Below are 25,764 nucleotides of genomic sequence, written 5' to 3'. Positions count from 1 at the left end.
CGATTAAATTAAAAGCAGACAGCGATTGTGCTTGTCGTCGGCGTTTCCGGTGATTAAACGTCGCAATTGATGCAACGCACACAGAGAATTTTGTCATTCGTGTGGTTGACTGAGCATGCTCCGAATTCGGGAGCGCAGAATAGCCGCCGCGAGGTTCTGATGGCGAATGTGACAAATAACCGGCCTCTGTCGCCGCATTTGCAAATTTACAAGCCTATCCCCACCATGATCATGTCCATCGTTCACCGTATCACCGGTGGCGCCCTCTATGTCGGCACGATCCTCGTCGCCTGGTGGCTGATCGCGGCGGCAAGCGGCCAGGGCTCTTACGATTGGGCTAACTGGGTGCTCGGCAGCCTTCTCGGCAAGCTCGTGCTTCTCGGCTACACTTGGGCGCTGCTGCACCACATGCTCGGCGGCTTCCGCCACTTCATGTGGGATCTCGGCTATGGCTTCGGGAAAGAATTCTCGACCAAGCTCGCCATCGCCAACATCATCGGGTCGCTCTGTCTGACCGTGCTGGTCTGGGTGATCGGTTTCCTCATTCGCATCTGAAGGTCCTCTCATGGATATGCGCACCCCCCTCGGCAAGGTTCGCGGGCTTGGCTCCGCCAAGGACGGCACGGACCATTTCTGGCGCCAGCGGCTGACGGCCGTCGCCAATGTTCCGCTCATCCTCTTCTTCGTCATCTTCATGCTCGCTTATGCCGGCGCGCCCTATGCGGATGTGGTTCGCGCGCTGTCGAACCCCTTCATCGCGGTCGTCATGGGGCTGATGGTGATCTCCGGCGTCATCCACATGAAGCTCGGCATGCAGGTCATCATCGAGGATTACGTGCATGGCGAGTTCGGCAAGATCGTTCTCCTGATGCTGAACACGTTCTTTGCGATCCTGATCGCCGGCCTCTGTCTCTTCGCCATTCTGAAAATCGCATTCGTAGGATAAGCTGATATGGCACCGACTTCACCCGCCCAGAATGGCAAGGCCTACAAGTATGTCGATCACTCCTACGACGTGATCGTCGTCGGCGCCGGCGGCGCCGGGCTGCGCGCCACGCTCGGCATGGCCGAGCAGGGTTTTCGCACGGCCTGCATCACCAAGGTATTCCCGACCCGGTCGCATACGGTCGCGGCCCAGGGCGGCATCGCCGCCTCGCTGCGCAACATGACGCCGGATAGCTGGCAGTGGCACCTCTACGACACCGTCAAGGGTTCCGACTGGCTCGGCGACGTCGACGCCATGCAGTATCTCACCATGGAAGCGCCGAAGGCCGTCTATGAGCTCGAGCATTACGGCGTGCCGTTCTCGCGCAACGAAGAAGGCAAGATCTATCAGCGCCCGTTCGGCGGACACATGCAGAATTACGGCGAAGGCCCGCCGGTACAGCGCACCTGCGCCGTTGCCGACCGTACCGGTCACGCCATCCTGCATACGCTCTACGGCCAGTCGCTGCGCAACAATGCCGAATTCTTCATCGAGTATTTCGCGCTTGACCTGATCATGTCGGAAGACGGCAGCCGCTGCACGGGCGTCGTCGCCTGGTGCCTCGATGACGGCACGATCCATCGCTTCGCCGCCAAGATGGTGGTGCTGGCGACCGGCGGCTACGGCCGCGCCTATTTCTCGGCAACATCAGCCCATACCTGCACCGGCGACGGCGGCGGCATGGTGGCGCGCGCCGGCTTGCCACTGCAGGACATGGAATTCGTCCAGTTCCACCCGACCGGCATCTACGGTTCGGGCTGTCTGATCACCGAAGGCGCGCGCGGTGAAGGCGGTTACCTCGTCAACTCCGAGGGCGAGCGCTTCATGGAGCGTTACGCGCCTTCGGCCAAGGACCTTGCCTCGCGCGACGTCGTTTCGCGCTGCATGACGCTGGAAATCCGCGAAGGCCGCGGTGTCGGCAAGGCGAAGGACCACATCTTCCTGCATCTCGACCACCTCGATCCGGCCGTTCTTCATGAACGCCTGCCGGGGATTTCCGAGAGCGCCAAGATCTTCGCCGGCGTCGACGTCACGCGCGAGCCGATCCCGGTTCTGCCGACCGTTCACTACAATATGGGCGGCATTCCCACGAATTATTGGGGCGAAGTGCTGAACGCCGACGGTGCCAATCCGGAACGGATCATTCCCGGCCTGATGGCTGTGGGTGAAGCCGGCTGCGCCTCGGTGCACGGCGCCAACCGCCTCGGCTCCAATTCGCTGATCGACCTCGTGGTCTTCGGCCGCGCCGCTGCGATCCGCGCCGGCGAGGTGATCGACCGCGCCGCGCCGATCCCGCATCTCAATGTCGCAGCCTGCGACAAGATCATGGACCGCTTCGACGGTCTGCGTCATGCCAGCGGCGGCACGCCGACGGCGGAACTGCGCGAGAAGATGCAGCGCGCCATGCAGGAAGACGCCGCCGTCTTCCGCACGCAGGAATCGCTGGAATCGGGCTGCCAGCGCATCTCGGCAATCTGGGGCGAGATGAAGGACATCAAGGTCACCGACCGTTCGATGATCTGGAACTCCGACCTTGTGGAAACGCTTGAGCTGCAGAACCTGATGGCCAACGCCATCACGACGATCTACGGCGCCGAGGCCCGCAAGGAGAGCCGCGGTTCGCATGCACGCGAAGACTATACCGAGGGTGCATTCGCCGGCCGCGACGACGTCAACTGGCGCAAACACACGCTCGCCTGGGTGAACGAGGCGGGCGAGGTCAAGCTCGACTACCGGCCGGTCCATACCGAGCTCATTGCCGAAGGCATCGATCCGCACAAGATCGAGCCGAAGGCTCGCGTGTACTGATCTCAAGAGGAACCGGACATGGTTGAACTCGCTCTCCCCAAGAATTCTCAGATGCGCGAAGGCAAGGTCTGGCCGAAGCCGGCGGGTGCCAAGAACACCCGCGAATTCCGCGTCTACCGCTGGAGCCCGGATGACGGTCAGAACCCTTCTATCGATACCTTCTATATCGATGTCGACGACTGCGGGCCGATGGTGCTCGACGGTCTGCTCTACATCAAGAACAAGATCGACCCGACGCTGACGCTGCGCCGTTCCTGTCGTGAGGGCATCTGCGGCTCCTGCGCGATGAATATCGACGGCACGAACACGCTCGCCTGCACCAAGGGCCTCGACGATATCAAGGGCGCGGTGAAGATCTATCCGCTACCGCATCTGCCCGTCGTCAAGGATCTGGTTCCCGACCTCACCAACTTCTATGCCCAGCATCGTTCGATCGAGCCATGGCTGAAGACGGTGTCGCCGGCGCCGGCCAAGGAATGGAAGCAGAGCCATGAGGACCGGCAGAAGCTCGACGGCCTCTATGAATGCATCCTCTGTGCCTGCTGCTCGACCTCCTGTCCGAGCTACTGGTGGAACGGCGACCGCTATCTCGGTCCGGCCGTTCTGCTGCAGGCCTATCGCTGGCTGATCGATTCCAGAGACGAGGCGACCGGCGAGCGCCTCGACAATCTCGAGGATCCATTCCGCCTCTATCGCTGCCACACGATCATGAACTGTGCGCAGACCTGCCCGAAGGGCCTCAACCCGGCCAAGGCGATCGCCGAAATCAAGAAGATGATGGTCGAGCGCCGGGTTTGATCAGCATGCATTCCGATGGCGGAATCGACGGCTTCGATCCCGAAGCCGTCACCTATGTCAGGTCGGCTCGGTGCAATCCTTCTGCAGGATGCACCTGAGCGCTATTCCGAGACATTGCGCGCGTTCGACAGGGATCCTGACAGAGATGAACGCGCGCAACACCTTGCTGACAAATTCTATGTGCAGGAAGTTTTGCAGCGGGACAGTTGAACTGTATCGTTTTTCGGTTAGTTGTTGTCACGGGCAATTTATGCAGCACGACTTGATTAACCAAATCGAATTACGATAATCGGACTTGTCTCACGCCCGTTTCTTTACGGCGATAGCCGAATTCAGGAGTATGATGATGCAGTTGCGATATGCGATGACAGGTCTGGTGGTGGTTCTGTCGCTAGCCGGTTGTCAGCGTACGGCATATGATTACAGCTCCAACGCCAGTGCCGGTCCGGCGCCGTTGACGGCGCAGCCGGTTCCCTCGGTGCAGGGTGGGCAGCTCCCACCGCCGACCGGCAGCTCGCAGTTTCCGGCCGCGCCAACGACGACGGCGCCGATGCCAGGCGCTCAGCCTGGCGCAATGGCCGCGAATGCGCTCGATATCACCAAGGAATCGATGGTCGGAAGCTGGCGCGTCAACGGCAGCTGCGACATGTTCCTGACGCTCACCAATCTCGGCAGCGGTTCGCGCGGCGGAACGCGTGGCTGCGTCGGCGAACTGACGGCGATGGGCTCCTGGGAGGTCGCCGGCAAGCAGGTGCTGCTCAAGGACCGCTCCGGCAACCAGCTCGGCAGCGTCTACAAGACGGCCGACAACCGCTTTGAGGGACAGACGAGCACGGGCCAGTCGATCAGCCTCAGCCGGTAAATGTTCCGGCGGGTCTCCGCCGTTGACTGACAGGCGGATATGCCCTCATGCAACCAATGCCGGATTATGCGCTCAGCGTCTGCGAACAGCTTAAAGCGCTGACCGCATCGGGCGCGCTCCAGGTCGATTCCGCCCAGTTGGACGTGGCAAAGAACCTCGACCGGGTGCTTGCCGGTCTGAAGCAGCGGCGGCCGGCGGCAAAATCGAGCGCGCTCGGCTGGCTGTTTGCCGCCAAGAAGAAATCCGCCGACGGCATCAAGGGGCTTTATATCCACGGCAGCGTCGGGCGCGGCAAGACCATGCTGATGGACATGTTTTTTGCGATGGCGCCGTGCAGGAAGAAACGGCGGGCGCATTTCCACGAATTCATGGCGGATGTGCATAACCGCATCGCGGCACACCGGCTGAAGCTCAAGAACGGCGAGACGAGACAGGCCGATCCGATGCCGCCGGTCGCCGCAGCGCTTTACGACGAGGCAGAACTGCTCTGCTTCGACGAGTTCACGGTCACCGACATTGCCGATGCGATGATCCTGTCGCGGCTGTTCTCCGAGCTTTTCGTGCGCGGATGCGTGCTGGTCGCGACCTCGAATGTCGAGCCCGACAATCTCTATACGGATGGTCTCAATCGCGGCCTCTTCCTGCCCTTCGTCGCCTTGCTCAAGCAGCATGTCGATGTCGTCACCCTGGATTCGCCGACCGACTACCGGATGGAGAAGCTGAGCAGCCAGCCGGTCTACCTGGTGCCGATCAACGAGCATAACGACATGGCGATGGATGCGTCCTGGACGCAGGCGCTGCATGGGCGCAAGGCCCAGCCGCTGGATATTCCGATGAAGGGGCGCCACATCCATGTGCCGCTCGCCGTCGACCGCATGGCGCGGTTCTCTTTCGCCGATCTCTGCGACAAGCCGCTCGGGGCGGTCGACTTCCTGGCCATCGCCGAGCGTTTCGATACGGTCTTCGTCGATCACATTCCCTTGCTCGGGCCGGAAAGGCGGAACCAGATCAAGCGGTTCATCATTATGGTCGATACGTTCTACGATCATGCCGTGCGGCTTTACATTTCCGCGGCGGCGATGCCGGAGCAACTGCTGCTGCAACGCCGCGGCACCGAAGGCTTCGAATTCGACCGCACGGCTTCGCGCCTGTTCGAGATGCGCAGTGCGGAATATCTTGCGCTGCACCATGAGAAGCGCGCCGCAGAGTAACAATCTGGTGACAGAATGTATTACGTTTACGTAAGAATTTTTGGATCTAAACGATTGAAAACGCTGCATCAAAAATAATGCATTGCCATTTTTAGGCTTTGGGTCTATGCGATTGCGTCATTGGGCGGTGCCTTGCGCGTCCGTTCGACGAATTTGATCGCAAAGGAAACAGCGAAATGGCGCGTAACAAGATCGCACTCATTGGTTCTGGCATGATTGGTGGCACGCTGGCGCACCTCGCCGGCCTGAAGGAACTGGGCGACATCGTCCTCTTCGACATCGCGGACGGCATTCCCCAGGGCAAGGGTCTCGATATCTCCCAGTCGTCGCCCGTCGAAGGCTTTGACGTCAATCTGACGGGTGCCAGTGACTATTCCGCGATCGAGGGCGCCGATGTGTGCATCGTCACGGCAGGCGTCGCCCGCAAGCCCGGCATGAGCCGCGACGATCTTCTCGGCATCAACCTCAAGGTCATGGAGCAGGTCGGCGCTGGCATCAAGAAATATGCGCCGAACGCTTTCGTGATCTGCATCACCAACCCGCTCGACGCCATGGTCTGGGCGCTGCAGAAGTTCTCGGGTCTTCCCGCCAATAAGGTCGTCGGCATGGCCGGCGTTCTCGACTCCTCGCGCTTCCGTCTTTTCCTCGCCAAGGAATTCAACGTGTCCGTCCAGGACGTCACGGCCTTCGTTCTCGGCGGCCACGGCGACACGATGGTGCCGCTCGCCCGCTACTCGACGGTCGGCGGCATTCCGCTCACCGATCTCGTCACCATGGGCTGGGTCACCAAGGAGCGCCTCGAAGAGATCATCCAGCGGACCCGTGACGGCGGCGCCGAAATCGTCGGCCTGCTGAAGACCGGCTCTGCCTATTACGCGCCGGCCGCCTCGGCGATCGAGATGGCCGAATCCTACCTCAAGGACAAGAAGCGCGTTCTGCCTTGTGCTGCCCACCTCTCCGGTCAGTACGGCGTCAAGGACATGTATGTCGGCGTTCCCACCGTCATCGGTGYCGGCGGCGTCGAGCGCATCATCGAGATCGATCTCAACAAGACCGAGAAGGAAGCCTTCGACAAGTCCGTCGGCGCCGTCGCCGGTCTCTGCGAAGCCTGCATCAACATCGCGCCTGCCCTCAAGTAGTCGATGGGCTGAAGTAATCGAAACAGGGATACACCCATGAACATTCATGAATATCAGGCCAAGGCTCTGCTGAAGGGCTATGGCGCGCCGGTTGCCGAAGGTGTGGCTATTCTCAAGGTCGAAGAAGCCGAGGCTGCCGCCAAGTCGCTTCCCGGTCCGCTTTACGTGGTCAAAAGCCAGATCCATGCCGGCGGCCGCGGCAAGGGCAAGTTCAAGGAGCTCGGCCCTGACGCCAAGGGCGGCGTTCGCCTCGCCAAGTCGATCGAGGAAGTCGTTTCCCACGCCAAGGAAATGCTCGGAAATACGCTGGTGACCGCTCAGACCGGCGAAGCCGGCAAGCAGGTCAATCGCCTGTATATCGAGGACGGCGCCGACATTGCCCGCGAACTCTATTGCTCGATCCTTGTCGATCGCTCGGTCGGCCGCGTTGCCTTCGTCGTGTCGACCGAAGGCGGCATGGACATCGAGGCCGTCGCCCACGACACGCCCGAGAAGATCCAGACGATCGCCATCGATCCGGAAGCCGGCGTGACGGCTGCCGACGTTGCTGCAATCTCTAGGGCACTTCAGCTCGACGGCGCTGCCGCTGAAGACGCCACGACGCTTTTCCCGACGCTCTACAAGGCCTTCGGCGAGAAGGACATGGCTCTCCTGGAGGTCAATCCGCTGATCGTCATGAAGGATGGCCACCTGCGCGTCCTCGATGCCAAGATGTCTTTCGACGGCAACGCGCTTTTCCGTCACGACGACGTCAAGACGCTGCGCGACGAGACCGAAGAAGACGCCAAGGAAATCGAGGCCTCGAAGTGGGACCTCGCCTATGTCGCGCTCGACGGCAATATCGGCTGCATGGTCAACGGTGCTGGTCTTGCCATGGCGACGATGGACATCATCAAGCTCTACGGCAAGGAGCCGGCTAACTTCTGCGACGTCGGCGGCGGCGCCGGCAAGGAGAAGGTTGCTGCGGCTTTCAAGATCATCACCGCAGACCCCAAGGTCGAAGGCATTCTCGTCAACATCTTCGGCGGTATCATGAAGTGCGATGTCATTGCCGAGGGCGTGATTGCCGCGGTCAAGGAAGTCGGCCTCAAGGTTCCGCTCGTCGTGCGCCTTGAAGGCACCAATGTCGAGCTCGGCAAGAAGATCCTGAACGAGTCGGGTCTGGCGATCACGGCGGCCGATGACTTGGACGATGCGGCCAAGAAGATCGTCGCGGCGATCAACGGCTGAGATCGATCATGGCCTTCCAGTCCACGCCCACCGCTGCTCATTTCCGCCTCAACGCCTTCGCCGGCGTGTGGGAAGGGGACGAGCGTGTCGCGGCGTCGGCGTGGACGAGTGAAGGCAAGGCCAGTGCTGAGTTTTCCGGCGAGGCGTTGTTCGGCGGGTTCTTTCTCGAGCAGCGCTATCGCCAGACGCGCGATGGTGCTGTTTCGTTCGAGGCGCGAAATGTTTTCGGCTTCGATGCTTCGGACCAGACCTACAAACTCTACCAGTTCGACACCGCAGGTTTTGCGCCGCCCGTGCCGGCGTCCGGCGAGTGGAACGGCAATGAGCTTGTGCTGATGAAGACTTCGCCGCGCGGCAGCCAGCGCACCGTATTCACATTTGAAAATGAAGACTGCTACCGGATGGGCGTCAGCTTTTCGCCTGCAGGCAGTGATACTTGGCAGGAGGTCGTCAGCGGCGTCTATCGTCGCGCGTCCTCCACGTCTTCCAACCTCTCCTAAACAAAGGCCTCGCATGTCCATTCTCGTCAACAAAGACACCAAGGTTCTCGTTCAGGGCCTAACCGGCAAGACCGGCACGTTCCACACCGAACAGGCGCTCGCTTATTACGGCACCCAGATGGTCGGCGGTATCCACCCGAAGAAGGGCGGCGAAACCTGGACCGGCGCGAAGGGCGAAAGCCTGCCGATCTTCGCAACCGTTGCCGAGGGCAAGGAAAAGACCGGCGCCAACGCGACCGTCATCTATGTTCCGCCGGCCGGTGCTGCCGACGCGATCATCGAGGCGATCGACGCCGAGATCCCGTTCATTACCTGCATCACCGAAGGCATTCCGGTCATGGACATGGTACGGGTCAAGGCTCGCCTCGATCGCTCCAAGTCGCGCCTGCTCGGTCCGAACTGCCCGGGTATCCTGACGCCGGAAGAATGCAAGATCGGCATCATGCCGGGCTCGATCTTCCGCAAGGGTTCGGTCGGTATCGTTTCCCGCTCGGGCACGCTGACCTATGAAGCCGTGTTCCAGACCTCCAATGAAGGTCTCGGCCAGACGACGGCCGTCGGCATCGGCGGCGACCCGGTCAAGGGCACCGAGTTCATCGACGTCCTGGAAATGTTCCTGGCCGACGAAGCGACCCAGTCGATCATCATGATCGGTGAAATCGGTGGTGCGGCTGAAGAAGACGCAGCGCAGTTCCTCAAGGACGAAGCCAAGAAGGGCCGCAAGAAGCCGATGGCTGGCTTCATTGCCGGCCGTACGGCGCCGAAGGGCCGCACCATGGGCCATGCCGGTGCTGTGGTTTCCGGCGGCAAGGGCGATGCGGAATCGAAGATCGCGGCGATGGAATCGGCGGGCATCAAGGTGTCGCCCTCTCCGGCCCGCCTCGGCAAGACGCTGGTTGAAGTCCTCAAGGGCTAAGCCACCTATATAGACCGGGCGGAGGAACGGCATCTGCGCCTTCCGCCCGGCCTCGATGACACGAGACCAGCAGATGCGCCGCGGACAGGCGGCAATTGGAATGCGGCAGCCGGCCATCAAGCCGGCAAATTCATCAAAGTCAGGAGGCGGACGGAAGCGTCCGCATATCACCATGGCACGGCAAGAAGCCAACGAGCAGTTTCAGATCACSTCGTTTCTRGAYGGCGCSAAYGCWGCCTATATCGAGCAGCTCTACGCGCGGTACGAAGAAGATCCGGCATCGGTCGACGATCAGTGGCGGTCCTTTTTCAAGGCGCTGGAGGAGGATCCCAGCGATGTGAAAAGAGCAGCCAAGGGCGCTTCCTGGCGCAAGAAGAACTGGCCGCTTCAGGCAAGCGGCGATCTGGTATCGGCTCTCGATGGCGACTGGGGCATCGTCGAGAAGGTGATCGAGACCAAGGTCAAGGCCAAGGCCGAAGCTCAGGGCAAGCCTGCCGACAGCACCGAGGTGCTGCAGGCAACGCGCGATTCCGTGCGCGCCATCATGATGATCCGCGCCTACCGCATGCGCGGCCACCTGCATGCCAAGCTCGACCCGCTCGGCATCGCCGCTCCCGTCGACGATTATCGCGAGCTCTCGGCAGAGAATTACGGCTTTACGGCCGCCGATTACGATCGCAAGATCTTCATCGACAACGTGCTCGGCCTCGAATACGCGACCATCCGCGAGATGATCGAAATCCTCGAGCGCACCTATTGCTCGACGCTCGGCGTCGAATTCATGCATATTTCCAATCCGGAAGAAAAGGCCTGGATCCAGGAGCGCATCGAAGGACCGGACAAGGGTGTGGCCTTCACGCCGGAAGGCAAGAAGGCGATCCTTGCCAAGCTCGTCGAAGCCGAAGGCTACGAACAATTCCTCGACGTCAAGTTCAAGGGCACGAAGCGTTTCGGCCTCGACGGCGGCGAATCGCTGATCCCGGCGCTGGAGCAGATCCTCAAGCGCGGCGGCCATCTCGGCCTCAAGGAAGCCGTGTTCGGCATGGCCCATCGCGGCCGCCTGAACGTGCTCTCCCAGGTCATGGGCAAGCCGCACCGGGCGATCTTCCATGAATTCAAGGGCGGCTCGGCCGCTCCCGACGAGGTCGAGGGCTCAGGCGACGTCAAGTACCATCTCGGTGCCTCCTCCGACCGCGAATTCGACGGCAACAAGATCCACGTTTCGCTGACGGCGAACCCGTCGCATCTCGAAATCGTCGATCCCGTCGTCATGGGCAAGGTCCGCGCCAAGCAGGACATGAACGCCACCGTCTGGGAAGGCGACATCATCCCGCTTTCCGAGCGCGCCAAGGTGCTGCCGCTGCTGATCCATGGCGATGCGGCCTTTGCCGGCCAGGGTGTCATTGCCGAAATCCTCGGCCTTTCCGGTCTGCGCGGTCACCGCGTCGCCGGCACCATGCATGTGATCATCAACAACCAGATCGGCTTCACGACCAACCCGGCCTTTTCGCGCTCGTCGCCTTATCCGTCCGACGTCGCCAAGATGATCGAGGCGCCGATCCTGCACGTCAACGGCGACGATCCGGAAGCAGTGGTCTATGGGGCGAAGATCGCCACCGAATTCCGCATGAAGTTCCACAAGCCTGTGGTGCTCGACCTGTTCTGCTACCGCCGCTACGGCCACAATGAAGGCGACGAACCGTCCTTCACGCAGCCGAAGATGTACAAGGTGATCCGCGCCCACAAAACCGTGCTGCAGCTCTATGCGGCCCGTCTCGTCGCCGAGGGCCTGCTCACCGAAGGTGAAGTCGAGAAGATGAAGGCCGACTGGCGCCTCCATCTCGAACAGGAATTCGAGGCCGGCCAGCAGTACAAGCCGAACAAGGCCGACTGGCTGGACGGCGAGTGGTCGGGCCTGCGCACGGCCGACAATGCCGACGAGCAGCGCCGCGGCAAGACCGCAGTGCCGATGAAGACGCTGAAGGAGATCGGCCGTAAGCTCTCTGAGATCCCGGCGGGCTTCAACGCGCACCGCACGATCCAGCGCTTCATGGAAAACCGCGCCAACATGATCGCCACCGGCGAGGGTATCGACTGGGCGATGGCCGAAGCGCTCTCCTTCGGCGCGCTCTGCGTCGAAGGCAGCAAGATCCGTCTGTCCGGCCAGGATTGCGAGCGCGGCACCTTCTCGCAGCGCCACTCGGTTCTCTACGATCAGGAAACCGAAGAGCGCTACATCCCGCTCGCCAATCTTTCACCGACGCAGGGGCGCTACGAAGTCATCAATTCGATGCTTTCGGAAGAGGCCGTGCTCGGTTTCGAATATGGCTATTCGCTTGCCCGCCCGAATGCGCTGACGCTCTGGGAAGCGCAGTTCGGCGATTTCGCCAACGGCGCGCAGGTGGTCTTCGACCAGTTCATCTCGTCGGGCGAACGCAAGTGGCTGCGCATGTCCGGCCTCGTCTGCCTGCTGCCGCACGGCTATGAAGGTCAGGGTCCCGAACACTCCTCGGCCCGCCTCGAGCGTTTCCTGCAGCTTTGCGCGGAAGACAACATGCAGGTCGCCAACGTCACGACGCCGGCGAACTACTTCCATATCCTGCGCCGGCAGCTGAAGCGTGACTTCCGCAAGCCGCTGGTCCTGATGACGCCGAAGTCGCTGCTGCGCCACAAGCGGGCGGTCTCGACGCTTGCCGAAATGGCCGGCGAGTCTGCCTTCCATCGCCTGCTCTGGGACGATGCCGAGGTGATCAAGGACGGCCCGATCAAGCTGCAGAAGGACAACAAGATCCGCCGCGTCGTCATGTGCTCCGGCAAGGTCTATTACGATCTTCTCGAAGAGCGTGAAAAGCGCGGTATCGACGACGTCTATCTCTTACGTGTCGAGCAGCTCTATCCGTTCCCGGCAAAGGCGCTGATCAACGAGCTGTCGCGCTTCCGCAACGCCGAGATGGTCTGGTGCCAGGAAGAGCCGAAGAACATGGGCGCATGGTCGTTCATCGACCCCTTCCTCGAATGGGTGCTCGCCCATATCGACGCGAAGTACCAGCGCGTCCGCTATACCGGCCGTCCGGCCGCCGCCTCGCCGGCGACGGGCCTGATGTCCAAGCATCTGTCGCAACTCGCCGCATTCCTCGAGGATGCATTGGGCGGTTAAAACAAGGGGGGCGCAATGGCTTATTTCTTTCTGAGATTGCAGCCGCCGCGCCCCACTTTCCCACATGACGGGACCGGGGAGGAAATGGCGGCGATGAAACGCCATGCCGAATACTGGCATCGGAACGCTCTTGCGGGATCGGCGATCATCGTCGGCCCCGTCTTCGAGGGTGAAGGCGCCTGGGGCATGGCGATCGTCGAGGTCGAGGATCAGGCGGCGGCGCAGCTTCTTGCCGACGGCGATCCGATCATTGCTTCCGGTTTCGGTTTCCGCTTCGATATCCTGCCGATGCCCTCGATCATCTCGCGGCCGCCTGCCGTCTGAAACGCATAAACGAAAACACACGAAATCAGGATCTGAACAATGGCCACAGAAATCCGCGTTCCAACTCTCGGTGAATCCGTCAGCGAGGCAACCGTCGGCACCTGGTTCAAGAAGGTCGGCGACGCCATCAAGGCCGACGAGCCGATTCTCGAGCTTGAAACCGACAAGGTGACCATCGAAGTTCCAGCACCCGCCTCCGGCACGCTTTCGGAAATCGTCGTTGCTGCCGGCGAGACCGTCGGCCTCGGCGCGCTGCTCGGCCAGATCGCCGAAGGGGCTGCCGCTGCTGCCGCGCCTGCTGCTGCTGCACCGGCCGCCGCGCCTGCTGCTCCGGCTCCCGCCCAACCGGCCGCTGCTGCTCCGGCCCAGCCGGCGGTTGCCGCCGCTGCTGCGTCGTCCTCGAGCGCCTCCGTCTCCACCATGCCGCCGGCACCGGCAGCTTCGAAGATGCTTGCCGAAAACAACCTTTCCGCCGATCAGGTCGACGGCAGCGGCAAGCGCGGCCAGGTGCTGAAGGGCGACGTCATCGCCGCCGTCGCCAAGGGCATTTCCGCTCCGGCGGCCGCCCCCGCGGCAACGCCTGCCGCCGCGCGCGGCCCGTCGACGGTCGAGGATGCCTCGCGCGAAGAGCGCGTGAAGATGACGCGCCTGCGCCAGACGATCGCCAAGCGCCTCAAGGATGCGCAGAACACCGCCGCCATGCTGACCACCTACAATGAGGTGGACATGAAGGCGGTCATGGACCTGCGCAACAAGTACAAGGACATTTTCGAGAAGAAGCACGGCGTCAAGCTCGGCTTCATGGGCTTCTTCACCAAGGCGGTGACGCATGCGTTGAAGGAATTGCCGGCCGTCAATGCCGAAATCGACGGCACCGACGTCATCTACAAGAACTATTGCCATGTCGGCATGGCCGTCGGCACGGACAAAGGCCTCGTCGTTCCTGTCATCCGCGACGCCGACCAGATGTCGATCGCCGAAATCGAGAAGGAGCTCGGCCGTCTTGCCAAGGCAGCCCGTGACGGCTCGCTCTCCATGGCCGACATGCAGGGCGGCACCTTCACCATCACCAATGGCGGCGTCTACGGTTCGCTGATGTCTTCGCCGATCCTCAACGCGCCGCAGTCCGGCATTCTCGGCATGCATAAGATCCAGGAGCGGCCGGTTGCGATCGGCGGCCAGGTGGTCATCCGTCCGATGATGTATCTGGCGCTGTCCTACGATCACCGTATCGTCGACGGCAAGGAAGCGGTCACCTTCCTCGTGCGCGTCAAGGAAAGCCTGGAAGATCCGGAACGCCTGGTTCTCGATCTCTAAGGGAGCGCTTTCGATGCGGAACCGGATCATGCGAGCGGCGCGTCTTCTTCTTTGCGCTGCCGCCGCGCATGTCCCGGTCTCCGCATCGGCCGCCGGCTGGGATATCGGCAAGGCAAGCAGCAATTTCGGACTGGTGGCGCTTGGTGATGCCGAACTCTCCGGCCGGTCGATCGGCGTCATCCACATGGGCAATGTCGAGCTGACATCGGGGCGCATCGTCGCCGCCGACCCGCTCGCGCAGCCCGATCGTCCGGCGCTCGCAAGAACGGTTGCACCGGGCGAGTATCCGGTGACGCTCTACCAGGCCTTCGGGCGCATCGCTGCCGCCAGCATGCGGTTTGCCGAGGGCAAGCCGGATCGTTGGGAGCTTGCGGTCCTGCCTGGGCAGGACCCGGCAACGCTGAAGGACGGCGAGATCTTCGGCTACCCTGTCGATGCCGGCCTCGGCTGTTACATGGACGCCGATACGCTTGGTCTGATTGGAGAACGTGAAGGGCAGGCGCAGGCGCAGAAACCGGATTCCGACGTCAATTATTATGACGACGTGCTGGCGTCGGACCTTGAGGCCAGCAAGGGCATCTATGCGTTGCATCGGCCGGTCGCCGACAAGAAGGGCAACGTCGCGGTGTTCTGGAGCGGCTGGGGCGACGGTTTTTATCCGGTCTTCTGGGGGCTAGACAAGGACGGCCATGCGCTGGTGCTGCTGACGGATTTCAGCGTCGTCGAGAATGCCGACGGGCGGAAGGAGCCGAAGCTGCAATGAGCGGAAGGATCGTGATCACGACGAGACGGAAAGGCGTGGCTGCAATCGCAGCCGCGGCGTTTTTCGCCGTTCCGGCTTCCACCTTCGGTGCGGCATGCAAGCAGGAACGGGCCGTCTACGTCGATCGTGACGGTGCCTATGAATTGCGCTTTGCGCCGCTGAATTCACCGTCGGCCGCCGCAAGCAACCAATTCAAGGTCAGCGCGCTCAAGACACCCGTCGTGATGGACGGTTATGTCATGCCCTCGGAAGATCCGGTGCGCGCCATCGGCATCCTGATGTTCAACTGCCCCGAGGGGGATGCGACCGGCGCCGATCTCGATGCCTGCACGGTCTGGCAGGGCGCCGTCTATGGCATGGATGCCAAGGGTGAGATGGACAATTTGCAGCCCGAAGGCGCTGAAGCGGCCGAAAAGCTCGTGCTTCCCGGCCTTGGTCCCGCCATCCGCGAATCCAGCGCCTGGGGCGAGGGCAAAGCCGTGGTGGCACCGTGGGACGTGCTGACATTTAAGGAGTGTGCGACATGAGCGATGCACCTGTGGTTCTCATTACCGGCGGAAGCCGGGGTATCGGCGCTGCGGCTTCACGGCTCGCCGCGCGCCAGGGCTGGCGTGTCGCGGTGAACTACGCCGCCAACCGTCAAGCCGCGGATGCCGTTGTGGCTGCGATTGTCGAGGATGGCGGCGAGGCTGTGGCGATCCAGGGCGATGTCGGCAAGGCTGCGGATATCGTCTCGATGTTCACGGCGGTCGACCGGCATTTCGGCCGGCTCGACGGGCTCGTCAACAATGCCGGCATCGTCGATTACCCGCAGCGCGTCGACGAGATGTCGGTAGAGCGGATCGAGCGCATGCTGCGCGTCAATGTGACCGGCTCGATACTCTGCGCCGCAGAGGCCATCCGCCGTATGTCGAGCCGGCATGGCGGGAAGGGCGGGGTGATCGTCAATATCTCGTCGATGGCGGCGATCCTCGGTTCGGCGACGCAGTATGTCGATTATGCCGCCTCGAAGGCGGCGATCGACACGTTCACCGTCGGGTTGGCGCGCGAGGTCGCAGCCGAGGGTATCCGCGTGAATGCGATAAGGCCTGGCGTCATCGAAACCGACCTCCATGCCTCCGGCGGCCTGCCGGATCGGCCGCGCGAGCTGGCGCCGTCGATCCCGATGCAGCGCGCGGGCACGCCCGAGGAGGTGGCGGATGCGATCCTCTACCTTCTGTCTTCGTCGGCTTCCTATATCACCGGCGCGATTCTCAATGTGAGCGGCGGCCGCTAGAACGACTAGGAAAAACAGCCTGCAATATATTCTCGAATTCCTCGGCCTGATCTCGCGCGCGGCCGATTAAACGAAAAATCCAAAGGGAAAGAAGCAATGTCCTACGATGTGATCATTATCGGAACCGGCCCGGGCGGCTATGTCTGCGCCGTCAAGGCGGCCCAGCTTGGCCTCAAGGTCGCCGTCGTCGAAAAGCGGGTGACCTATGGCGGCACCTGCCTGAACGTCGGCTGCATTCCGTCGAAGGCGCTGCTGCATGCCTCCGAAATGTTCCATCAGGCCGGCCACGGGATGAACGCGCTCGGTATCGACGTCCAGGCGCCGACGCTCAATCTCGCCAATATGATGGCCCACAAGGATGCGACGGTGAAGTCGAATGTCGACGGCGTCGCCTTCCTCTTCAAGAAGAACAAGATCGATGCCTTCCAGGGCATCGGCAAGATCGTCTCGGCCGGCAAGGTTTCCGTCACCGCCGACGACGGCAAGGTGCAGGAGATCGAAGGCAAGAACATCGTCATCGCCACCGGCTCCGACGTCGCCGGCATTCCCGGCGTACAGGTCGAGATCGACGAAAAGACCATCATTTCGTCCACCGGCGGCATCGCGCTGGAGAAGGTGCCGGAAACGCTGATCGTCGTCGGCGGCGGCGTCATCGGGCTCGAGCTCGGTTCCGTCTGGTCGCGCCTCGGCGCCAAAGTCACCGTCGTCGAATATCTCGACACAATCCTTGGCGGCATGGACGGTGAAGTCTCCAAGCAATTCCAGCGCATGCTCGCCAAGCAGGGCATTGATTTCAATCTCAGCGCCAAGGTTACCGGCGTCGAAAAGGGTGATAAGGGCGCCAAGGTCACCTTCGAGCCCGTCAAGGGCGGCGACAAGGTGACGCTCGACGCCGAAGTCGTGCTGATCGCCACCGGCCGCAAGCCCTATACGGCGGGCCTCGGCCTCGAAGAAGCTGGTGTTGCGCTCGACAATCGCGGCCGTGTCGAGATCGACGGTCACTTCAAGACCAATGTCGCCGGCATCTATGCGATCGGCGATGTGGTCAAGGGTCCGATGCTGGCGCACAAGGCGGAAGACGAGGGCGTGGCGCTTGCCGAAATCCTCGCCGGGCAGCATGGCCATGTGAACTACGAGGTCATTCCGAGCGTCGTCTATACCCAGCCGGAAATCGCTTCCGTCGGCAAGACCGAGGAAGAGCTGAAGGCGGCAGGCGTCGCCTACAAGGTCGGCAAATTCCCATTCACGGCCAACGGCCGGGCGCGTGCGATGCTGGCGACGGACGGCTTCGTCAAGATCCTTGCCGACAAGGAAACCGACCGGGTGCTCGGCGGCCATATCGTCGGCTTCGGCGCCGGCGAGATGATCCACGAGATCGCCGTGCTGATGGAATTCGGCGGTTCGTCGGAAGATCTCGGCCGTACCTGCCACGCGCATCCGACAATGTCGGAAGCGGTGAAAGAGGCTGCGCTCGCAACCTTCTTCAAGCCGATCCATATGTAACCTTACATATTCGTAACAAAGCATACAGCCGCTTGCCGGAAGGCAGGCGGCTGTTTTAGTTGTTGCGTATCATTGAGTTCAGCATCCGCGAAGGTCCAGAAATGCAGCAGCCGTCCATCATGAGTTACAGCCTGAGCCAGCGTTTTCTTCATTGGGCCGTTGCCCTGCTGATCTTCTTCAACCTGCTGTTTCCCGATGGCATGAATATCTGGCATCGGCTCATGCGCAGGGGCCAAGTGCCAACGCCGGAGCAGATTTCATCGGCGAATATCCATGCCTATGTCGGCATCGCCATCCTGGTGCTTGCCATCCTCAGGCTCGGGCTGCGTTTTACCAAGGGTGTTCCGGATGAGATGGCGCAGGAGCCGGCGATCTTCCGTCTTGCAGCGAGGCTTGCCCATGCCGGCCTTTACATCCTGATCTTCGCGATGCCGCTTTCCGGCATCGCCGCCTACTATTTCGGTATCGATCCCGCCGGTTCGTTCCACGCGGATGTGCTGAAAATCATTCTCTGGGCGCTGATCGCAGCGCATGTCGCCGGCGCCCTCGTCCATCAGTTCTATTGGAAAAGCAATGTTCTGCGCCGCATGACGCTCGGCTGATCAGGAAGGCTCTAGGCGGGTTCAGTTCACCGCGGTGACGGTGAAGCCCTGCTGGCGCAGCAGTTCGATGACGCCGTCCTTGCCGGGCAGATGCAGGGCGCCGACGGCCATGAAGACGTTGCCGCTGTCGAGGATGGGGGCGGCGCGTTCGGCCATCACCTTGTTGCGGTCGAGGATGATGCGCTGCTCGAAGGCGGCATAATCGTTGGTTTCGCCCTCTTCTTCAGGCGTCACTGTTTTCAGCATCGGCATGGTCATGCCGATATCGCCGGAGAGGTAGAGGTCGGTCATCGTCTCGACGACATCGCTCATCTTGTCGCCGAGTTCCAGCGTCTCGATCAGCGACTTCAGATGGAATTCGACCGGCAGATCGGCCATGGCCTGGATCTGCTCGGCAAGGGTTTCCAGCCCCTTGACCTGTTTGCCCTGAGCAATGGCATCGGTGGCGATCTTCTGGTCGAGGAACTGCGCGCCTTTTGCCTTGCGGGCGATTTCGCAGGCCGGCAGGGCGACGGCGCTCGATATCATCCAGGGCCGCATCCGGGAAACGGCGCTGATCGGGATACCGCGCTGCTTGAGGCCGGTTTCGAGACGCGTGTAATCCTCGGGAGAAAGCAGCTTGTCGATCGTCGTGCCGTCGGTGAACATCGTCAGCTCCGGCTTTGCGAGTAGGGCGGCGGTCGCCTTTCGCTCATCGAGGATCTCGTCGGATTCGATGATGATCGTGTCGGCGGCGTCGTGGGCTGCCTGGGCGCGTGGCGGCAGGGCCAGCACGCGCGGATCGGTGACATGCATGCTGCCGAGCAGCCAAGAGGGTGCAAGTCCCGGCTTCTCGATCTTCCAGAAGATACCCTTGCCGTTCGGCGTGGCGTCAGCTTCCTTCAGCGCCTCGGCATAGCGGGCAGGGTCGTTCTGCTGCAGCTCGACCATCAGGTTGCGGCCGGTACAGACGACGTCTTCAGCCGCTGCCGGTCTTGCCGTCAGGAAGGCGGCAAATAGCGCGGCAAGAAGCAGCATGTGAAAGGCCGCGATCAGCCAGAGCAACAGATTGGCCGGTACTGCGAGGTAAGACGTCCGGCGGCCGATTGATGTCGTCATGATGGGTGTTCCGATCACATGCTCTATAGGCTTCATGCTCTACGCCCGGCTTGCGCATATTCCTTTAAGAGAAGGCCTTAACGAGAGCTTAAAGCGCCTCACATTCAATCGCATCCATGCGATGCGCTTTAAGCCTATCGTATATGCATGTCGTTGCCCCAAAACCGCTGCGCACTTTTGGGCGACATCCATTACGCTCGCGGATGCGCCCGATCATACACCTCGAGCAGCCGCGATGCATCGACGCCGGTATAGACCTGAGTTGTGGAAAGGCTGGCATGGCCGAGCAATTCCTGGATGGTGCGCAGATCACCGCCGCCGGCAAGCAGATGGGTGGCGAAGGAGTGGCGCAGTGCATGCGGTGTCGCCGTCTCCGGCAGGCCGAAGGCGCTGCGCATCTTCTGCATGGTGCGCTGGATGATCGCAGCCTGCAGCTTGCCGCCGCGGGCGCCGCGAAACAGCGGTTCTCCGCTTTCGAGATGGTRTGGGCAGAGCGCTCGGTATTTCTCGACGGCATCGAAGACCACAGACAGCAGCGGCACCAGCCGCGTCTTGTTGCCCTTGCCGGTGATGCGCAGAGTCGTCGCGCCCTTCTGCAGGTCGGCGGGAGTCAGATCCAGCGCTTCGGAGATGCGCAGGCCGCAGCCGTAGAGCAGCGTCATCACAGCTGCGTCGCGCGCCGCAATCCAGGGTTCGTCGTGGAGCTGGGCGTCGTCGCTGACGACGGTGATCGCCTGGGTGTCCGACAGCGGCTTGGGCAGCGATTTCGGCTGTTTCGGCGAGCGCACCGCGGCAGCACCGGCGGCATTGACCAGGCCCTTCTTTTCGAGATGGCGCAGCAGCGAACGGAGACCGGCGAGATTGCGGCCGAGCGATCGGGCGCCGGAGCCCTGCTTGCGCCGGGCCGCGAGGAAGGCGCGGAAATCGGCGGGGCGCAATTCCCTGATATCGCGGAGCGTCGCCGGGCCGGCGAGATGGCCGGTCAGAAAGGTCAGAAACTGGCGGGTATCGCGCTCGTAGGCGTCGAGCGTGTGCTCGGAAAGACGGCGCTCCCCGGCGAGGTTTTCGAGCCACGCGGCCCGTTCCGCCATCAGGCGCTGATCGGCGATAACAAGCAGTTCGTTCACGTTGCGGGCCTTGATTTTGCCTTCAAGTCCGCCAATTTGGAGCAGGAACAGTTATGGAATTGCTAATGCCGGCCAAGCCTTTGTCATCCTTCGATCATATTCTACTGCGATAGCTTATACCCCATAAACAGGATCTTTCATGGCACGGCGCGATTCCATGACGGCTTTCGGACAGCTCGCGGAAGCGATCGCTCTCGTTTCACAGGGAAAGCCCGGTCATATCGTCGATACGCTGATTGCCGAACGCGGCCAGAGGATCGTGAAAAATCCGCTCTGGCCGGTCATGCGGCCGTTCCTCTACACATTGCTGCGCTATAACAAGGCGCTCGAATTCGCCAATGCGGTCGCCAAAATGCCGGGCTTCCAGTCGTTCGAATATATGAGCGACATGCTGAAACTCGACATCGGCATCACCAACGGCGAACGCATTCCTGATACCGGCGGCTTCATCCTCGTCAGCAACCATCCGACCGGCATCGCCGACGGCGTTGCCGTGTTCGATCTTTTGAAAGCGCGCCGGCCGGACATGATGTTCTTTGCCAATCGCGATGCCATCCGCGTCAATCCACGGTTTGCCGAGATGATCATTCCCGTCGAATGGCGGGAGGAGCATAAGAGCAAGCTGAAAGCGCGCGAAACGCTGCAGCTGACAAACCATGCGGTGAAGGAAGGCAAGGCGACAGTGCTCTTTCCCTCAGGCCGCATCGCCTATTGGGCGAACGGCCGGCTGAACGAACGTCCGTGGAAGACCTCGGCCGTTGGGCTTGCGCGCAAATACAATCTGCCGATCCTTCCCATCCATATGACGGCACGCAATTCGGGGCTGTTCTACTGGCTGGCGAAATGGTCGACGGAGCTTCGCGACATGACTGTCTTTCACGAACTGCTGAACAAACGCGGCGACCGCTTCGATTTCGTCATCGGCAATCTCATTCCGGCCGAACATCTGGACGGCGACCTCAACGAGGTGACGAAGGCGCTGGAGAAACATACAGTGCACGACATGGCAGCCGATGGTGACGCGAGTTTCGTGCCGGTCGGCCTGCCGGCTGCGGCGCCGCGCCGCGAGATTCYGGTTCCTGCAATCTAAAACCATCGGCATTGCCATGACAATTGATATCCGCAGGCTCCGCGATCGGTTGCCGCAGGAGATGGCAGGTCTCGAAAGCGAGGCCCGGCGGGAAGGCTATCGCCATGTCGCCCGCCTTATCGACGAATGGTCGGCCGGCGATATCAGGTTCGAACATCACGGCGAAAGGCTACTTGGCGCCTATGTCGATGATGCGCTCATCGGCACAGGCGGCATGACCGTCGACTCCGTAATGTCAGGGGCGTTGCGGATGCGGCGTTTCTACATTCGTCCTGCAATGCGCGGGCGCGGCATCGGCCGGATGCTTGCCCTGGCTCCGCTCGATCATGCGCGTTCCTGCTGCAGCATCGTCACCGTTCATGCGGGAAACGATGCTGCGGCGAGGTTCTGGGAGTCGCTCGGGTTTCAGCCCCACGGACGAGATGGACATAGCCATCTGCTCGAGCTGCACCGCCACAGCGATGATCCAGCGGCTTCGGATTTGCGCCGGTGCGTTACGCCCCGATCTCCTTGAGGCGGATGGCCTGACGTGCCAGCAGCCGCTCGACATCGGCAATATCAAGCGCCGAGAGCTTGGCGCCTGGCTTGCGCAGGGTGGCGGACTTGATCACGCCGCGCTTGGCAAGCACGTATTTGCGCGAGGCAAGGCCGATGCCCTGCTGCTGTTCGTAGCGGGCGAGCGGCAGATAGGCATCGAAGATCGCATGGGCGCGATCGGGATTTCCGGCGGCATAGGCCTCGACGACGCCCACCATCATCTCGGGATAACAAAAGCCGGTCATGGCGCCATCGGCACCGCGGCCCATCTCTTCGGGCAGGAAAAGCCCGCCATTGCCGCAAAGGATCGAGATGCGCCGCATGGCGCCCTTGTCGCTGGCGGCGCGAAGTGCCGAGATCTTCGAAAGACCCGGCCAATCCTCGTGCTTGAGCATGACGCAGTTCGGCACCTCGTTGACGATGCGCTCGATGACCTTGGGCGCGATCGTCACATTGGTTGTGAGCGGATAGTCTTGCAGCACGAAGGGCGTATCGCCCAGGGCCTCGCCGACCGACTGGTAGAAGGCGAAAGCCTGATCGTCGGTCTTGACGGTCCAGGGCGGCGCGACCATGACGCCGGCCGCACCCTTACCCATGACGGCTTCGGCGAGTTCGCTCATCGGCGCAAGCCCTGGCGCCGAAACGCCGACGACGACGGGAAGACGCCCGTCGAGGCGCTTCAGCACCCGTTCGACGACTGTCCGCGATTCCTCGGCGGTCAGCTTCGGAGCCTCGCCGAGCTGGCCAAGCACCGTCAGGCCGGTGACGCCGGCACCCTCGTAGAAATCGACCATGCTGTCGATACTGGCGAGATCGAGCGCGCCGTCATCGGTGAAGGGGGTTACGGCAATCACATAGACGCCCTTGGCATCTTCGGTCAGTCTGGCCATTCCTACTCTCCAAGTCAGCGGCCGAAGAACAGCGCTTCGGCATTTCGAACAAAAATCCTTTCGGCCATCGTGGGATCGTCGATGGTGGCCTGCATGGTCTCGATCAGCTCGGCGTCATCGGGCATGCCGTCCCACAATTCGGTGTGCGGCCAGTCGCTGCCCCAGAGCAGCCTTTCTGCGTGGGTGGYGGCGAGGGCGCGACCGACCTCGGCGAAACCTTGATCGTTCATGTCCTTCGTCAAGCGGTAGGGCGCGGTGACTTTGACATAGGTATCAGCCGCGTCCATCAGCCTTCTCAGCCCATCGACATGCCGTGATCTCGTCTCCGTGGCAAGCGGAATGAAGCCGAGATGATCGATGATGATGGGCAGGCGAATGCCGGACAGCGCTGCCGCGATGTCGGGAAGTTGTTCGGGATTGATCTGCAATTGCAGCGACCAGCCGAGAGGGGCAATGCTTTCCGCCAGTGTCCTGGCGGCGGCGAGCGGGAGGCCGCCCCTGTTGCGCGTGTTGATCCGCACGCCGCGCACGCCGAGCCGGTCGAGCCGCTCGATTTCGGTCTCCGCGGTTTCGGGATCGATGACGACGATGCCGCGCAGACGATCTGGATAGGCGGCCAGCGCCTCCAGCAGCACCCTGTTGTCGAGGCCATAGACGCTTGGCTGCACCAAAACGCCTCTGGCGATACCGAGGTTGCCGGAGAATTCGATCCAATCGGAAATCGTCGCGATGTCAGGCGTGTAGCTGCGTGGGGTGTTGAGCGGAGCGCCGGCACGAAAGACGTGGAAATGCGTATCGACCGTGCCTTGCGGCAGTGCCGCCCACGGCAGCCGCGTCAGCGGCCGGCGGGGCAGGCAAAGCGGTGCCTCCATATCAGCGGCGCTCATCGCGCGTCGAGCTCCTCGCTTTGCAGGAAGTCGAAGTCGGCGCCTTCGTCGGCCTGGAGCACGCGCTCCTGATAGAGCTTGGCATAGCCGCGCGACGGCGCGGGCGAAGGCCGATTGACGACATCAAGCATGCGGCGATCGAATTCCGCCTGGTCGATATCGAGATCGATACGCCGGCCCTCGACGTCGAGGCGAATGTGATCGCCGGTGCGGACGATCGCCAGAGGGCCACCATCGGCGGCTTCAGGCGCGATATGGAGGATGATCGTGCCGAAGGCCGTGCCGCTCATGCGGGCATCGGAAATCCGCACCATGTCCTTCACGCCCTGCCGCGCCAGCTTGCGGGGGATGGGTAGATAGCCGGCTTCCGGCATGCCCGGTGCACCTTTTGGCCCGGCATTACGCAGAACCAGGATGTCGTCGGCGTTGACGTCGAGATCGTCGCTGTCGATGCGCAGCGTCATATCCTCGACGGAATCAAAGACCACGGCGCGGCCGATATGCTGGAGCAGATCCTTGGTGGCAGCGGATTGTTTGATGACGGCGCCGCGCGGCGCAAGATTGCCGTGCAGGACCGCGATCGTTCCGATCGGCTTCAACGGTTTCTCGACGGTGCGGATGATGGTCTGGCCGGGCTCATCGACGACATCGTCGATGATTTCGCCGATGGTTCTGCCGTAGACCGTCGGGGCGCTGCCGTCGATTTCATGGCGCACCGCCTTCAACAATGCCGGGACGCCGCCCGCCTCGTGGAACTGCTCCATGTAATGCTGACCGGAGGGCTGCAGGTCGACGAGCAAGGGAATGCTTCGGCCCAGCCGGTCGAGTTCGGCCATGTCGAGGCGCAGGCCGAGGCGGCCGGTTATCGCGGCAAGATGGACGACGGCATTGGTCGAGCCGCCCATCGCCTGCAGCGCGACGAGGCCGTTGCGGATTGCCTGTGGCGTCAGGATATCACGCACCGTCGGTGCGGCCTCATCCATGGCGAGACGCGCCGCGACACGGCCCGTCTCCTCGGCAAGGCGAACCCGTTCGGATTCGACGGCGGGCGCCGAACCGGCGCGGGGAAGGCAGAGACCCATGACTTCGGTCAGGTTCGCCATGGTGCTCGCCGTGCCCATCACCGTGCAGGTGCCGATCGAGCTGGCCAGCTTGTTGTTGACCTCAGCGATCTCGGCCTCGTCGATCTCTCCGGCGCGGAAGCGTCCCCAGAAACGGCGACAATCCGTGCAGGCGCCGAGCCGTTCGCCCTTGTGGTGGCCGACGGCCATTGGACCGGTCGGAAGGAAGATCGCCGGTATCTCGCTGCTGGCCGCCGCCATGATCTGGGCCGGCAGGGTCTTGTCGCAACCGCCGATCAGGACGACAGCATCCATCGGCTGGGCGCGGATCATCTCTTCCGTTTCCATCGCCATCAAGTTGCGCAGATACATCGAGGTCGGCGAGGCAAAGCTCTCGTGGATCGAGATTGTCGGAAACACCATGGGCATCGCACCCGTCAGCATTACGCCGCGCTTGGTTGCCTCGATGAGTTGCGGCACATTGCCGTGACAGGGGTTGAAATCACTGTAGGTGTTGGCGATGCCGACGATCGGACGGTCGAGCGCATCGTCCGAATAACCCATGGCCTTGATGAATGCCTTGCGCAGGAAAAGGGAGAATCCCTGATCGCCGTAACTCGTCAGCTTGCGACGAAGACCGTTCGACAAACCTGTTCCTCCCTCGCCAAATTGATCCATAGCC

Annotated in this window: 25 protein-coding genes; 20 read left to right on the top strand and 5 right to left on the bottom strand. The window is 62.0% G+C overall.

The genetic code is table 11. From position 1 onward, the window contains the following. Window positions 1-159: 159 nt before the first annotated feature. The 18 genes from sdhC to AC1ECN_RS03860 all read left to right on the top strand — a co-directional run bounded on the left by sdhC (window position 160) and on the right by AC1ECN_RS03860 (window position 18,392). The gene (gene sdhC / locus AC1ECN_RS03945) at window positions 160-555 is read left to right on the top strand and encodes a succinate dehydrogenase, cytochrome b556 subunit (RefSeq protein WP_075225503.1); all 396 of its coding nucleotides are present in this window, start codon (window positions 160-162) and stop codon (window positions 553-555) included. A gap of 10 nt (window positions 556-565) precedes the next feature. Continuing rightward, window positions 566-946, top strand: a complete 381-nt coding sequence (gene sdhD, locus AC1ECN_RS03940) for a succinate dehydrogenase, hydrophobic membrane anchor protein (protein WP_075225482.1) — start codon at window positions 566-568, stop codon at window positions 944-946. 6 nt (window positions 947-952) lie between these two features. After that, window positions 953-2,794 (top strand): succinate dehydrogenase flavoprotein subunit, encoded by a 1,842-nt coding sequence (gene sdhA, locus AC1ECN_RS03935; RefSeq protein WP_075225481.1) that lies wholly within the window; start codon window positions 953-955, stop codon window positions 2,792-2,794. An 18-nt stretch (window positions 2,795-2,812) separates the two neighbouring features. Further along, window positions 2,813-3,592: a succinate dehydrogenase iron-sulfur subunit gene (locus AC1ECN_RS03930; protein ID WP_003567268.1), complete on the top strand. Its 780-nt coding sequence runs from the start codon at window positions 2,813-2,815 to the stop codon at window positions 3,590-3,592. Window positions 3,593-3,938: 346 nt separating this feature from the next. After that, window positions 3,939-4,454, top strand: coding sequence for a protease inhibitor Inh/omp19 family protein (locus tag AC1ECN_RS03925; protein ID WP_003543526.1), 516 nt, complete (start codon window positions 3,939-3,941; stop codon window positions 4,452-4,454). Between the two features lie 47 nt (window positions 4,455-4,501). Continuing rightward, window positions 4,502-5,665: a cell division protein ZapE gene (gene zapE, locus AC1ECN_RS03920; protein ID WP_130673216.1), complete on the top strand. Its 1,164-nt coding sequence runs from the start codon at window positions 4,502-4,504 to the stop codon at window positions 5,663-5,665. Between the two features lie 176 nt (window positions 5,666-5,841). After that, a complete protein-coding gene (gene mdh, locus AC1ECN_RS03915; RefSeq protein ID WP_477952241.1) occupies window positions 5,842-6,804 on the top strand; it encodes a malate dehydrogenase in 963 nt (320 codons plus the stop codon). Window positions 6,805-6,840: 36 nt separating this feature from the next. Beyond that, window positions 6,841-8,034, top strand: a complete 1,194-nt coding sequence (sucC, locus tag AC1ECN_RS03910) for an ADP-forming succinate--CoA ligase subunit beta (protein WP_130673215.1) — start codon at window positions 6,841-6,843, stop codon at window positions 8,032-8,034. Between the two features lie 8 nt (window positions 8,035-8,042). Continuing rightward, a complete protein-coding gene (locus tag AC1ECN_RS03905) occupies window positions 8,043-8,534 on the top strand; it encodes a DUF1579 family protein (protein ID WP_130673214.1) in 492 nt (163 codons plus the stop codon). A gap of 13 nt (window positions 8,535-8,547) precedes the next feature. Continuing rightward, window positions 8,548-9,450, top strand: coding sequence for a succinate--CoA ligase subunit alpha (gene sucD / locus AC1ECN_RS03900; RefSeq protein ID WP_011653811.1), 903 nt, complete (start codon window positions 8,548-8,550; stop codon window positions 9,448-9,450). A gap of 172 nt (window positions 9,451-9,622) precedes the next feature. Next, a complete protein-coding gene (locus tag AC1ECN_RS03895) occupies window positions 9,623-12,607 on the top strand; it encodes a 2-oxoglutarate dehydrogenase E1 component (RefSeq protein WP_130673213.1) in 2,985 nt (994 codons plus the stop codon). Window positions 12,608-12,622: 15 nt separating this feature from the next. After that, complete coding sequence (locus AC1ECN_RS03890) at window positions 12,623-12,931, top strand: YciI family protein (protein ID WP_033181816.1); 309 nt, start codon at window positions 12,623-12,625, stop codon at window positions 12,929-12,931. Window positions 12,932-12,970: 39 nt separating this feature from the next. Next, entirely contained in the window at window positions 12,971-14,248 is a 1,278-nt protein-coding gene (gene odhB, locus AC1ECN_RS03885) for a 2-oxoglutarate dehydrogenase complex dihydrolipoyllysine-residue succinyltransferase (RefSeq protein ID WP_130673212.1), read from the top strand. Between the two features lie 13 nt (window positions 14,249-14,261). Then, window positions 14,262-15,011, top strand: a complete 750-nt coding sequence (locus AC1ECN_RS03880; RefSeq protein ID WP_130673211.1) for a DUF4241 domain-containing protein — start codon at window positions 14,262-14,264, stop codon at window positions 15,009-15,011. Next, window positions 15,008-15,538, top strand: a complete 531-nt coding sequence (locus AC1ECN_RS03875; RefSeq protein ID WP_130673210.1) for a hypothetical protein — start codon at window positions 15,008-15,010, stop codon at window positions 15,536-15,538. Before AC1ECN_RS03880 ends, AC1ECN_RS03875 begins: the two co-directional genes overlap by 4 nt. Then, complete coding sequence (locus tag AC1ECN_RS03870) at window positions 15,535-16,287, top strand: SDR family oxidoreductase (RefSeq protein WP_130673209.1); 753 nt, start codon at window positions 15,535-15,537, stop codon at window positions 16,285-16,287. The genes AC1ECN_RS03875 and AC1ECN_RS03870 overlap by 4 nt, the downstream gene beginning before the upstream one ends. 96 nt (window positions 16,288-16,383) lie before the next feature. Continuing rightward, on the top strand, window positions 16,384-17,790 hold the full coding sequence (gene lpdA / locus AC1ECN_RS03865) for a dihydrolipoyl dehydrogenase (RefSeq protein ID WP_130673208.1): 1,407 nt from the start codon (window positions 16,384-16,386) through the stop codon (window positions 17,788-17,790). 101 nt (window positions 17,791-17,891) lie between these two features. Then, window positions 17,892-18,392, top strand: a complete 501-nt coding sequence (locus AC1ECN_RS03860; protein WP_130673207.1) for a cytochrome b — start codon at window positions 17,892-17,894, stop codon at window positions 18,390-18,392. A gap of 21 nt (window positions 18,393-18,413) precedes the next feature. Here the strand turns inward: AC1ECN_RS03860 and AC1ECN_RS03855 are convergent, their stop codons facing one another. Then, on the bottom strand, window positions 18,414-19,490 hold the full coding sequence (locus tag AC1ECN_RS03855) for a TraB/GumN family protein (protein ID WP_130673206.1): 1,077 nt from the start codon (window positions 19,488-19,490) through the stop codon (window positions 18,414-18,416). A gap of 191 nt (window positions 19,491-19,681) precedes the next feature. After that, window positions 19,682-20,617 (bottom strand): tyrosine recombinase XerC, encoded by a 936-nt coding sequence (locus tag AC1ECN_RS03850; RefSeq protein ID WP_477952237.1) that lies wholly within the window; start codon window positions 20,615-20,617, stop codon window positions 19,682-19,684. Between the two features lie 139 nt (window positions 20,618-20,756). Between AC1ECN_RS03850 and AC1ECN_RS03845 the strand changes: the two genes are divergently transcribed. Both AC1ECN_RS03845 and AC1ECN_RS03840 read left to right on the top strand, forming a co-directional pair. After that, a complete protein-coding gene (locus AC1ECN_RS03845) occupies window positions 20,757-21,707 on the top strand; it encodes a GNAT family N-acetyltransferase (RefSeq protein WP_477952235.1) in 951 nt (316 codons plus the stop codon). 16 nt (window positions 21,708-21,723) lie between these two features. Next, on the top strand, window positions 21,724-22,221 hold the full coding sequence (locus AC1ECN_RS03840) for a GNAT family N-acetyltransferase (RefSeq protein WP_130673203.1): 498 nt from the start codon (window positions 21,724-21,726) through the stop codon (window positions 22,219-22,221). Here AC1ECN_RS03840 and AC1ECN_RS03835 read toward each other — a convergent pair. Genes AC1ECN_RS03835 through AC1ECN_RS03825 form a run of 3 tightly spaced genes read right to left on the bottom strand, consistent with a single transcriptional unit; the run spans window position 22,202 to window position 25,730 of the window. Then, window positions 22,202-23,134: a dihydrodipicolinate synthase family protein gene (locus AC1ECN_RS03835; protein ID WP_130673202.1), complete on the bottom strand. Its 933-nt coding sequence runs from the start codon at window positions 23,132-23,134 to the stop codon at window positions 22,202-22,204. The genes AC1ECN_RS03840 and AC1ECN_RS03835 overlap by 20 nt on opposite strands. 14 nt (window positions 23,135-23,148) lie before the next feature. Further along, window positions 23,149-24,021: an amidohydrolase family protein gene (locus AC1ECN_RS03830; RefSeq protein WP_477952232.1), complete on the bottom strand. Its 873-nt coding sequence runs from the start codon at window positions 24,019-24,021 to the stop codon at window positions 23,149-23,151. Next, complete coding sequence (locus AC1ECN_RS03825) at window positions 24,018-25,730, bottom strand: IlvD/Edd family dehydratase (RefSeq protein ID WP_130673200.1); 1,713 nt, start codon at window positions 25,728-25,730, stop codon at window positions 24,018-24,020. Before AC1ECN_RS03825 ends, AC1ECN_RS03830 begins: the two co-directional genes overlap by 4 nt. Window positions 25,731-25,764: the final 34 nt, after the last annotated feature.

It is taken from the genome of Rhizobium sp. 01N447_2 (genome assembly GCF_056399245.1).
The sequence above is the reverse complement of the archived record's forward strand: the minus strand, read 5'-3'. Positions and strand labels throughout refer to the sequence as shown.

Coding starts and splice junctions, on each gene's coding strand:
- sdhC (WP_075225503.1), top strand. CDS start 160: ATGGCGAATGTGACAAATAACCGGCCTCTGTCGCCGCATTTGCAAATT.
- sdhD (WP_075225482.1), top strand. CDS start 566: ATGGATATGCGCACCCCCCTCGGCAAGGTTCGCGGGCTTGGCTCCGCC.
- sdhA (WP_075225481.1), top strand. CDS start 953: ATGGCACCGACTTCACCCGCCCAGAATGGCAAGGCCTACAAGTATGTC.
- AC1ECN_RS03930 (WP_003567268.1), top strand. CDS start 2,813: ATGGTTGAACTCGCTCTCCCCAAGAATTCTCAGATGCGCGAAGGCAAG.
- AC1ECN_RS03925 (WP_003543526.1), top strand. CDS start 3,939: ATGCAGTTGCGATATGCGATGACAGGTCTGGTGGTGGTTCTGTCGCTA.
- zapE (WP_130673216.1), top strand. CDS start 4,502: ATGCAACCAATGCCGGATTATGCGCTCAGCGTCTGCGAACAGCTTAAA.
- sucC (WP_130673215.1), top strand. CDS start 6,841: ATGAACATTCATGAATATCAGGCCAAGGCTCTGCTGAAGGGCTATGGC.
- AC1ECN_RS03905 (WP_130673214.1), top strand. CDS start 8,043: ATGGCCTTCCAGTCCACGCCCACCGCTGCTCATTTCCGCCTCAACGCC.
- sucD (WP_011653811.1), top strand. CDS start 8,548: ATGTCCATTCTCGTCAACAAAGACACCAAGGTTCTCGTTCAGGGCCTA.
- AC1ECN_RS03890 (WP_033181816.1), top strand. CDS start 12,623: ATGGCTTATTTCTTTCTGAGATTGCAGCCGCCGCGCCCCACTTTCCCA.
- odhB (WP_130673212.1), top strand. CDS start 12,971: ATGGCCACAGAAATCCGCGTTCCAACTCTCGGTGAATCCGTCAGCGAG.
- AC1ECN_RS03880 (WP_130673211.1), top strand. CDS start 14,262: ATGCGGAACCGGATCATGCGAGCGGCGCGTCTTCTTCTTTGCGCTGCC.
- AC1ECN_RS03875 (WP_130673210.1), top strand. CDS start 15,008: ATGAGCGGAAGGATCGTGATCACGACGAGACGGAAAGGCGTGGCTGCA.
- AC1ECN_RS03870 (WP_130673209.1), top strand. CDS start 15,535: ATGAGCGATGCACCTGTGGTTCTCATTACCGGCGGAAGCCGGGGTATC.
- lpdA (WP_130673208.1), top strand. CDS start 16,384: ATGTCCTACGATGTGATCATTATCGGAACCGGCCCGGGCGGCTATGTC.
- AC1ECN_RS03860 (WP_130673207.1), top strand. CDS start 17,892: ATGCAGCAGCCGTCCATCATGAGTTACAGCCTGAGCCAGCGTTTTCTT.
- AC1ECN_RS03855 (WP_130673206.1), bottom strand. CDS start 19,490: ATGACGACATCAATCGGCCGCCGGACGTCTTACCTCGCAGTACCGGCC.
- AC1ECN_RS03840 (WP_130673203.1), top strand. CDS start 21,724: ATGACAATTGATATCCGCAGGCTCCGCGATCGGTTGCCGCAGGAGATG.
- AC1ECN_RS03835 (WP_130673202.1), bottom strand. CDS start 23,134: ATGGCCAGACTGACCGAAGATGCCAAGGGCGTCTATGTGATTGCCGTA.